This window comes from Kitasatospora sp. NPDC029367 (genome assembly GCF_055569135.1).
The window spans coordinates 20,261-28,643 of the sequence record NZ_JBVHYH010000083.1 but is presented as its reverse complement, the minus strand read 5'-3'; the positions used below and the strand labels follow the sequence as shown (position 1 = coordinate 28,643).

General features: G+C 75.5%; 11 protein-coding genes. All 11 read left to right on the top strand.

Annotation, left to right across the window (positions count from 1 at the left end; all coding sequences use genetic code 11):
* Positions 1-267: 267 nt before the first annotated feature.
* Positions 268-435 (top strand): hypothetical protein, encoded by a 168-nt coding sequence (locus ACZ4W5_RS32450; RefSeq protein WP_465658580.1) that lies wholly within the window; start codon positions 268-270, stop codon positions 433-435.
* A gap of 162 nt (positions 436-597) precedes the next feature.
* Positions 598-1,296 carry a hypothetical protein gene (locus ACZ4W5_RS32445; RefSeq protein WP_465658579.1) on the top strand — a complete coding sequence of 233 codons (699 nt, stop codon included), beginning with the start codon at positions 598-600 and terminating at the stop codon, positions 1,294-1,296.
* Between the two features lie 218 nt (positions 1,297-1,514).
* The gene (locus tag ACZ4W5_RS32440; RefSeq protein ID WP_465658578.1) at positions 1,515-2,357 is read left to right on the top strand and encodes a siderophore-interacting protein; all 843 of its coding nucleotides are present in this window, start codon (positions 1,515-1,517) and stop codon (positions 2,355-2,357) included.
* 245 nt (positions 2,358-2,602) lie between these two features.
* The gene (locus ACZ4W5_RS32435) at positions 2,603-3,217 is read left to right on the top strand and encodes a SigE family RNA polymerase sigma factor (RefSeq protein WP_465658577.1); all 615 of its coding nucleotides are present in this window, start codon (positions 2,603-2,605) and stop codon (positions 3,215-3,217) included.
* Positions 3,217-3,921, top strand: a complete 705-nt coding sequence (locus tag ACZ4W5_RS32430; protein ID WP_465658575.1) for a hypothetical protein — start codon at positions 3,217-3,219, stop codon at positions 3,919-3,921. The genes ACZ4W5_RS32435 and ACZ4W5_RS32430 overlap by 1 nt, the downstream gene beginning before the upstream one ends.
* 239 nt (positions 3,922-4,160) lie before the next feature.
* On the top strand, positions 4,161-4,511 hold the full coding sequence (locus tag ACZ4W5_RS32425) for a hypothetical protein (protein WP_360231928.1): 351 nt from the start codon (positions 4,161-4,163) through the stop codon (positions 4,509-4,511).
* Between the two features lie 107 nt (positions 4,512-4,618).
* Positions 4,619-5,146, top strand: coding sequence for a hypothetical protein (locus ACZ4W5_RS32420; protein ID WP_465658574.1), 528 nt, complete (start codon positions 4,619-4,621; stop codon positions 5,144-5,146).
* Positions 5,147-5,242: 96 nt separating this feature from the next.
* The gene (thpR, locus tag ACZ4W5_RS32415) at positions 5,243-5,848 is read left to right on the top strand and encodes an RNA 2',3'-cyclic phosphodiesterase (RefSeq protein ID WP_465658573.1); all 606 of its coding nucleotides are present in this window, start codon (positions 5,243-5,245) and stop codon (positions 5,846-5,848) included.
* A 182-nt stretch (positions 5,849-6,030) separates the two neighbouring features.
* Entirely contained in the window at positions 6,031-7,137 is a 1,107-nt protein-coding gene (locus ACZ4W5_RS32410) for a hypothetical protein (RefSeq protein ID WP_465658571.1), read from the top strand.
* Between the two features lie 105 nt (positions 7,138-7,242).
* Entirely contained in the window at positions 7,243-8,076 is an 834-nt protein-coding gene (locus ACZ4W5_RS32405; RefSeq protein WP_465658570.1) for a maleylpyruvate isomerase family mycothiol-dependent enzyme, read from the top strand.
* 123 nt (positions 8,077-8,199) lie between these two features.
* A complete protein-coding gene (locus tag ACZ4W5_RS32400) occupies positions 8,200-8,370 on the top strand; it encodes a hypothetical protein (RefSeq protein WP_360231914.1) in 171 nt (56 codons plus the stop codon).
* The last annotated feature ends 13 nt before the right edge of the window (positions 8,371-8,383 follow it).

The window sequence follows — 8,383 nt, the reverse complement described above, 5'->3', positions numbered from 1 at the left end:
CCTACACCGTCTTCGTCCAGTCCACCTCCGTCAACCGCAAGCTCGTCCCCGGCACCAAGCTCCTCGTCCTGCGCTGACCGCTGACCGCTGAGCACCGGCAAGTACATCCTCATACCCGTCGACGAGGCGACCCCCATTCGCGACTTCGTCACCAGCGCCGGCCACCCGTACAAGACCGGCTGCGCCTTCTACGAGCTCTCCAAGCGCGAGAAGATCCAGGGCAACAAGCAGCTCGCCGTCGCCGAGAAGGACCCGGCCACCGGCCGGATGACCGGCCGCGTCTTCTCCGGCCCGGCCGCCCGCCGACTCCTCGGCCTGCCCGCCGCCGAGGCCGTCGTCAAGCCCGGCGAGAACCCCTCCTACACCGTCTTCGTCCAGTCCACCTCCGTCAACCGCAAGCTCGTCCCCGGCACCAAGCTCCTCGTCCTGCGCTGACCGCTGACCGCTGAGCACCGGCCGCTGCGGCCCGTGGCGCGGCCAGCGGCCGGGGAGCGGCGCCACGGGCCGCAGCGGGCTGACGGGAAATCGGTTCGCCTGCGGAGCAGCCTTCGTGTCAGGATGCCCCGTCACTTCGTCCGACCGGAGGGTCTCCTGATCATGCGCCGCTCCACCGTGCTCGCCGTCGCCGCCACCGCGGTCTCCCTCGTCGCCCTGGTGGGCTGCGACGACGGCAAGGCGCCGACCGCTTCGCCGACCGCGTCGGCCACCACGGCCGGGGCCGCGCCGACGGCCACCCCGACGCCCACGCCCACCCCGACGCCCACGCCCACGCCCACCGCCACCGCCGTGGCCACGACGGCGGGCGGGGCGATCGACCCGGAGAAGGCGCTCGCGCTCGCGGAGGCGACCCCGTACGCGGCCACCCAGGACTTCACCACCGAGGCCGGCCCGCTCAACTCGCGCACCAAGGCCCGGGTGAACCTCAACGGCCCGGTCCGCTCCGGCCGCCTCACCGAGTCCATGACCGCCGCCGGCGGCGACATGGTCGGCGGCGGCAGCGACACCCCGAACGTCGTCGTCACCGGCGACGGCACCACCTACATCCGCAGCGGCGGCAGCTGGCGCACCTCGCCGCTCGGCGACCGGGTCGCCGACTACCACGGCTACGCCAAGGCGCTGCTGGCCCTCGGCCCGTCCGCCCGCACGGGGATGGAGGACTGCGACGGCACGCCCTGCTTCCACCTCTCCGGCACGGTCGGCGTGGAGCAGATGAAGCCGCTGGAGGCCGAGCAGTACAAGATCCTCAAGAGCAAGGGCGTGGAGAGCTTCCGGCTCGACCAGTGGATCGACGCCTAGGGCCGCACCGTCCGCTTCGACCGGAAGACCGACCTGGGCGGCGTCCAGATCCGCACCCGCGGCACCTTCCGCGACTTCGGCCCGGTCGAGCGGATCGACCCGCCGCGCTGAGCACCGCCACACCCCCACCCCGCCCCCGGGCCGGACGCCGCCTCAGAAGTGCTAACTTAGGCAAGCCTAACCAGGCAGTGCGACGACCACACGGCCCAGGGGGCACCATGGCAGAGCAACCGACCCGCCGGACACCGCGCGCCCGTGAGGCACGGGTGCTGCGCACCGAGCGGATCACCCCGCACATGGTGCGCCTGGTCCTCGGCGGCGCGGGGCTGGCGGACTTCGACGCCACCGAGTTCACCGACCACTACGTCAAGCTGCTCTTCACCCCCGAGGGCGTGGACTACCCCGAGCCCTTCGACCTCGCGCGGATCCGCGAGGAGTTCCCGCCCGAGCAGCGGCCGGTCACCCGGACGTACACCGTGCGGGCCTGGGACCGGGCGCTGCACGAGCTGACCGTCGACTTCATGGTGCACGGCGACGAGGGCCTCGCCGGGCCCTGGGCGGCCCGCGTGCAGCCCGGCGAGACGGTGCGCTTCCTGGGCCCCGGCGGCGGCTACGCCCCCGACGCGGACGCCGACTGGCACCTGCTGGCGGGCGACGAGAGCGCGCTGCCCGCGATCGCCGCGGCGCTGGAGCGGATGCCGGCCGACGCCGTGGTGCACGCCTTCGTCGAGGTCGCCGACGCCGCCGAGGAGCAGAAGCTCCGCTCGCCCGCCCGGGCCGCGGTCCACTGGCTGCACCGCGGCGCGCGCCCGGTGGGCCGGGCGCTGGTCGAGGCGGTCGGCGCCCTGGAGTTCCCCGCCGGCACGGTGTCCGCGTTCGTCCACGGCGAGGCCGGCTTCGTGAAGGACCTGCGGTACCTGCTGCGGGTGGAGCGCGGCGTCCCGCGCGAGCGGCTGTCGGTCTCGGGCTACTGGCGGCTCGGCCAGAGCGACGAGGCCTGGCGGGCCGTCAAGCGCGAGTGGAACGCCCAGGTCGAGGCCGAGCAGGAACAGGCCGGCTGACCCGGGCCCCGGCGGGCGGTCGGTGGTACCCCGCGCCCGCCGGGCCTGCGGCCGCGGGCCCTCGGTGACCCGCCGCAGCCCGCCCCCGCGCCCCCTGGGGCGCGTCCCGCCCTCCGGCCGCCAGGACGCGTGGAACCCCGGCCGGAGATTCGGTTCCGTCGTGCAACCCTTGCGCCGTCGCGGCGGTGAGTAGGGCAGAGCGATGGCCCGGTCGGGCCGTCGCGCGGAACGTGAAGAGGAACTGGATGACCGCGAGGATACTGCCCGCCCCGGTGGAGGACCGGCCCCGGCCCGCCCCCGCTGCCGCGGGCGGCCCCGGCCTGCGGGAGCTCGACTTCGAGGGGTACGCCGCCTCGCGCTGGCCACGGCTGGTGCGCACCGCCTACCTGCTCACCGGCGACTATCACGAGGCCGAGGACCTCGTACAGGCGACGTTCGCGAAGGCCTTCCGGAACTGGCCCCGGATCAGCCGCCTCCAGGAGCCGGACGCCTACGTCCACCGGGCCCTGGTGAACAACAACCTGAGCCGGTACCGGCGCCGCAGGGTCAGACAACTGCTCGTGCCCGTCCTGCCCGACCGGGCGCACACCGCGGGCGCCGACCACCGCGACGTCGAGGAGCGTTCGGTACTGCTCCAGGCACTGGCCCAACTGCCGCAGCGCCAGCGGGCCGTGGTCGTCCTGCGCTACTGGGAGGACATGAGCGAGCAGCAGGTCGCCGAGATCCTCGGCTGCTCGCCGGGCAACGTGAAGAGCCAGGCCAGCAGGGGCCTGGCGAAGCTGCGCACCCATCCGGCGCTGGCCCCCTACGCGGGCGGCAGCGGTTCGACGACCGACGGCACGAACGGAGACGACAGCTGATGGACACCGAGGACATGGTGCGCGGCGCCCTGCGCGACGAGGCGTCCCGGCTCACGGTGGCGCACTGGTCCGCCGAGCCCGTACGGATCCACGCCCGCCGCCAGCGCCGGCGGATGGCGGTGGGCGCGTCGGCCGTGGCGGCCGCGCTCGCGGTGGCGGTCGGCACGGGCACGGTGCTGTCCGCCCGGCACGGCGACGGGGCCCTCGCCCCGGCCGCGGCTCTGGCCACCCAGGCCCCGCTGCTCCCGGCGGGAGCGGCCCCCGAGGCCGTCGTCGCCGAGCCCGGCCGGCAACTGCCACTGGGCCGCCCCGACTGGTGGATGCAGTTGAAGGACCGGGAGATCTGCATCCACGACGCCCCCTCCTACGGCAGCGGCCCGGGCTGCAGCGGCTACTCCTGGGACGCGGGCGCCACCACCGAGCTCACCGTGCAGTACTACGCGGGCCCCGACCAGCAGGGCCTGTACAACCTCGTCTACCACGGGCCCGGACAGGTCGCCCGGATGACCGTCGAACTCGACGGCCAGGCCCACTGGGCCACCGTCGCCTCGCTCCCCGGCACCCCGGGCTACGCCAGTGGCTACGCCTGGGCGCCTGCCCTCAAGCCCACCGGCGCCGGGAAGGGCCGGCCCCAGCCCCTCACCGGCATCAGGCTCGCCGCGTACGACGCCCAGGGAACGCTGCTGGCGAGCAAGAGCCTGTAGCCCCGGCGGCGGTGTCTCCTGCGGCCGGTCCGCGGGAGGCGCCACCGGCCCGGGCCGGGCGTTCTAGGGCGAGTCTGACAATTCGCGTCGGATCAGCGTGCGGCGTTGGGGTGCGTGCATCGCAAGGCGGAGGAGGGAGTCCATGCGGAGCATCGGCGACTGACGACAACGCGGCGAGGTGCGTGCCCCGGCGTCGCGCGCCCGGCGGGAATTGTCAGACCCGCCTTAGGGTGTCGGACATGCCGCTCGTCGACGTGACCCACGCGCCCACCGTGCCCGAGTCCACCCTGCGCGACCTGGGCTCGGTGCTGCCGCACCTGGTGTCCCTGGCCGTGCAGTGCCCTGAGGAGCCGTACGACGGGGACCTGCGACCCGGCGACGTCGAACTGCGGTTCCGGCCGCTGGGCCCGCTGGACCGCAGCGGCCTGGCGGTGGTGATCGAGGTCAAGTCGAAGTGGTTCGCCAGCCGGGCGGCCGACCGCCAGGAACGCGTGGACACCCTGCACGCGAACATCCGCGCCGCGACCGGGCTCACCGACTTCGGCGTCTACCTCTCACTGCCCGTCGCCGCCTGGTCCCAAGGAGACTGACCCCCGCCCAGGACCTGCGCCCAGGCCCCCTGCCCGGGCCCCTGCCCGGGACCCCAGCCCGGGACCTGCCCCCGGTGCCGCCCGCTGCGGCTGCGACCATGGGCCGCATGCTGTCGCTGAGGATGAACGACGCCGCCGCCCAGGCGCTCGGAGTGCTCGACCACCCGGCCGCCCTGACGCCGCCCGGCGGCCTCGCCCCCGGCCTGCGCGACCGCCTCGCCCACGGGATCACCCGCCGCGGAGCCGTCCTCACCTGGGCCGACTCGACGGCCGACGCCGACGCCGCGCCCGCCGCCTTCACCGACCTCACCGCCTGGGAGTGCGCCGACAGCTCCTTCCACCTGGAGGACCACGTCCCCGTCGAGGTCCGGATCGTCGACGACGCTCCGCAGATCTCCGAGGACGACCAACGCCTCCTCCTCCTGCACGGGACCGCCCTCGCCCTGGAGTTCCGCCGCCTCCTCACCGGAGCGGACCACCCGGGCCCGGTGCGCTGCATCGTCGCGGCCAACGGGACGAACGCGACATTCAGGTTCCACCGGATCCGCGCGGGCCAGTCGTGGCACCACCCCGACCTCGACAGCTGCCGGACGGACAAGATGGTCGTCCTCGACCTCGCCCCGGCCGCCCCCTGATCCCCGCCCCTGGCCCTCACCCCTGATCCCCACCCCTGGCCCCACCACCGATCCCCGCCCCGACCCACCCGGCGGCCGGGGTGCTAGAAATCCCCCGTGGACGATCACCCCCAGCCCCCGACCCGGCGCGTCTTCGTGGCCCTGGCCCCACCCGACGACGCCAAGGACGAGCTGGCCCACGCCCTCGCCCCCGCCTACACCGCCTACCCGCGACTGCGGTGGAACCGGATCGAGGACTGGCACATCACCCTCGCCTTCCTCGGTGAACTGCCCACCACCGCCGTACCGCCGCTGCGCACCGCCCTGGCCGCCCTGGCCCCCTCGCACCCCGCCCCGCGCCTGCGCCTGCACGGCGGCGGCCACTTCGACGACCGCCTCCTGTGGGCCGACATCGGCGGCGACCTCGAAGCCCTGCACCGACTCGCCACCGACGTCCGCGCCCTGGCCAGGACCTGCGGCATCGACTTCAACGAGCGCCCGCTGCGCCCCCACCTGACCCTGGCCCGCGCCCGCCGCGACGACCCCACCAGCGTCCCGCGGGCCGCGGCCGGCCTCACCGGCTTCCACGGCCGCCCCTGGCGGGCCGAACGCCTCCACCTGGTCGGCAGCAACACCGGCCGCGGCCCCGGCCCGATCCACTACCGCGACATCGAGGCCTGGCACCTGGGCACCGCCCCCGGCAGCGTCCCCGCCGAGCCGTAACCGACGAACGGTCACCGTACGCTCGTCCGTGCGTTGATCGGATCTTCGCCCGCGTCGGCTAGCCTGCCCCCGGCACCGCAGGTCCGCAGGTCGTCCGACACTGACGGTCCGCCAGGTCCGCCAGGCCCGCCAGGCCTGCCACCGCACTGCACCGCACCGTACGTTCCACCAGGGGGAAACCGATGTCCCGCACGATCCACCGCCGCACCGCCGCCACGCTCACCGCGGCCGTCACCACGGCCCTGCTCGCCCTCACCGGCACCACCGCCACCGCGGCCGCGGCTGCCGCGCCGCTGTCCGGCACCGAGGCGACCGTCGCCGTCGGCGCCCGGGGCGCCGTGCCGGTGGTCAGCCCCGACGGCGCCAAGGCCTACGTCGTGGTGACCGAGGCCGACAGCACCTCCACCGTGAAGACGGTGGACACCCAGACCGGCGCCGTCACCGCCCGCCTGGCCCTGGGCGCCCTCCAGTGGAGCGCCCACCCGGCGCTCAGCGCGGACGGCTCGCGCCTGTACGTCCTCGACGGCCAGCGCCTCAGCGTGGTGGACACCGCCACCCTGACCCTGCTCGCCACCCTGGCCCTGCCCGACCAGCCCCGCCCCGCCGGCTGGAGCACGGGCTCCACCTCCGGCCTGGCCCTCAGCCCGGACGGATCCACCCTGTACGTCTCCCAGAACGGCGCGACCGCCTACCGGCAGAACGGCCAGAGCCGGATCCTGGCCTTCGCCACCGCGCAGCGGGCCTTCACCGCCTCCGTCCAGGTCCCGGCCCCCTACGTCGGCGCCCCCGCGGCCCGCCCGGGCACCGGCGACGTGTACGTCGGCACCAGCCAGGGCGTGGTCCACGTGGCCGCGGCCGCCACCGCGCCGACCGTGGCCGGCACCGTCCGGGGCACCGCCACGAACCTGGACTACAACCTGGCGTTCACCCCCGACGGCAAGCGCCTGTTCGGCCTCGCCGAACTCGGCACCGGCGCCAGCACCGTCATCGACCCGGCCACCGACACCGTCACCACCACCTTCCACCCCGCCACCGGCGGCGACGTCCTGGAGAACCCGCAGGTCAGTGCGGACGGCACCCGGCTCTACCTCGCCGACAGCAACTACGGCGCGAGCAGCACCTCCGTCCTCGCCCTCGACACCGCCACCGGCGCCCCCGTCCCCGCCGACGGCGCCGGCGACCTCGACGAGGACAACCTCACCGGCCTGGCGCTGGGCCCCGACGGCCACACCTTCTACGTGGGCGGCACCGCCGGCCAGGGCGCCAACCTCCAGATCGTGGCCCACTGACCGTCCGACGGCCCCCCGCCCGCCCGCCGGGCGGGGGCCCGCCGCCATCCCTTGTCGCGCCGCACCCCTGGACAGCGGCGGGGGAGTGGGCCACGCTTCACCCCCATGAACGCCCCGCAGCCCCCGCACCGCCCCGGTGCCGCCCGCCCGGGCGCCGCCCGTACCGCGCTCCTGCGGGCGGTGACCGAGGTCGGCGACGAGGCCCCCGCCCTGCTGGCCGGCTGCGACGGCGACACCCCCGTCCCCGGATCCGCCTGGACGGTCGCCGAAGCCGCCGCCCACCTCGCGATGGCCAACGAGCTGATGGCCGCCCTGGCCGCCGGCGCTCAACGTCCCTACGGCGACGGCACCCCCGGCTCGCTGGCCGCCGCGAACGCGGCCGCCCTGGCCGCCCGGCCCGGGCGCGACCCGGCCGTCCTCGCCGCGCAGATCGCCGGGCAGGCACGGGAGTTCACCGCGGCGGCCACCCCGCGCCCCGGCACCGCACCGGTGACGACCCCGCTCGGCGCGATGGACCTGGACACCCTCACCGCCTACCTGCTGACCCACATGCTCGCCCACCTCCACGACATCGCCCGCGCCCTCGGCCGCCCGCACCCGCTGGACCGCCGGCGCGTCGCGCTGACGCTGCCGTTCCTGCGCGCCGCCATGCCCCGGGTGGTCGACCCCCGCGCCGCGGCCGGCCACAACGCCTGCTACCACCTGCGGATCCGCGGCCTGGAAGGCTTCGCGGTGACCTTCACGGACGGCGCCGCCACGGTGAGCCCGCAGCCGCCGCGCCGCCCCGACTGCACGATCCTCACCGAGCCGGTGGCGTTCTTCCTCATCGCCCTTGGCCGCCTGGGCGCCACCGACGCCCTGCTGCGCGGCAAGGTCCTCGCCTGGGGCCGCCGCCCCTGGCTGGCCCCGGCCTTCCCCGCCCTGTTCACCGCCCCCTGAACCCCGCCCGCCCACCGCCGCGCCCCGGCCGACTTGCGGGCCGCCGGGCCCGGAGAGGTGATGGGAGGGGGCGAGTACCGAACCCGTACCCGACCAGGCGCCGTCCGGCCGAGGAGGATCCCCATGTCGCACCACAAGTCGAACAAGGACGTCGAGGGCGATCCCGACACCGGCCACGGCCGCGGCCTGCCCCGGCGCCCCGACGAGGCCGAGCTGGAGGAGCGCACCGAGGAGGACCGCGAGGAGGTCGGCCTGCCGCCGGAGGGCGAGGAGGACAGGGAGAACCGCAGGTAGCGGGCCCCGCCCC